General features: G+C 45.2%; 1 protein-coding gene. It reads right to left on the reverse strand.

Translation table 11 applies throughout. The annotated features are described in order from the left end of the window. Positions 1-40 precede the first annotated feature (40 nt). Entirely contained in the window at positions 41-931 is an 891-nt protein-coding gene (locus AB1S50_RS19475; protein ID WP_367152938.1) for a hypothetical protein, read from the reverse strand. Between the last annotated feature and the right edge of the window lie 256 nt (positions 932-1,187).

The following is a 1,187-nucleotide window of genomic DNA, read 5'->3' on the forward strand; positions in this document are numbered from 1 at the left end:
CAAAACAGCGTTTATGACCTGTATATTCGGTATTTTGACGTTACCTCGCTGTAAAGGCAGCAGGTGTTCGATAATTTTGAATTGCGATTTTGTGATTTCCATAAACGCAGATTTTATCAAAATTAGTGTTAACAGGCCCTAGGTCAACAAGTAGCTCCTCTTGTTTTTTGGAGTCGAGAGACTCTGCTGATTCAACTAGTAGATTTGCAATTGAGTCCGGCATGCCTGTAATTTGTGCTGCTACTTCGTAGAGTGCTAAAAATTGACGATTCCAGGAGGGTGTTTTACCTGAGAGAATTAAGTGTAATTTGTGGTGCAGTAAATTCTGAGACTTTGGAAATGATGTGGGCTTCTGCTTGACTGCTAATAGCAGAAGAGCTTGCCTTTGAAGAAAAACTGGAACTTTAGCGGAGGCCATCGTTTTCTGGGCGTAATGGCATGCAAGTTGTAGTAGCTGATCTGGGCTTGTATTTCTAGGGAATTCTACACGCTGAAAATAGCCGTTTAGCTCGATACAGCAGCGAAACACGTCGGCCATTAAGTAATCTGCCGTTGCAGAAGTGACCTCATCATGGGTACTTGTGCAGTGAAAACTACAGCGCCTGAAAATTGCGTTAAATACTGGTTCCGCAAGTTCGGTGGAAGGGTAGATTTCTAACGCCTTCCTTACAGCGAGAGCAAGCGAAGGATCTTTCATCCAAGCCCATATGAGCTTCTTGGATAATAGCTCGCTTTGGTTGTCGATTTCCTGGGTCGATTCCAGTCCGGCGCCTTGATCAATTTTTCGTTTGTTGCGCATCACGGTTTCTAGCCGGTTTGCGGCGAAGCGCATCAATGTGTCACTTCGGACGTTGTGATCGAATTTGGCAAGCTTTACCAAGGCTACATCCGGTTGGCTACTTAAGAGCTCTGGTAGGTTTTCGTTGCTCATGCTAAGCAGCCCCTCTAGCGACGCCATAGAGTTGTCTAATAGGTCTCTATCGGCTGGTCCACTTAAATCACTCTGAATTTGGGAGATTCGCTCGGAGAGGCTGCCTTGGTTGTCTAGCAGGCTGTTGATTTTGTCGCCTGAGAACATTGGGTTAGATACAATACGGAAAACGATAACCCACAGAGGATTTTGGTTCAGTGCGCGGTATGGATGTTTTTCAGGAGTCTCTTTTCACAACAGTGCAGTTGGAATCGTT

Origin of the sequence: Microbulbifer discodermiae (assembly GCF_040742695.1) — a bacterium.
Lineage (GTDB): Bacteria > Pseudomonadota > Gammaproteobacteria > Pseudomonadales > Cellvibrionaceae > Microbulbifer.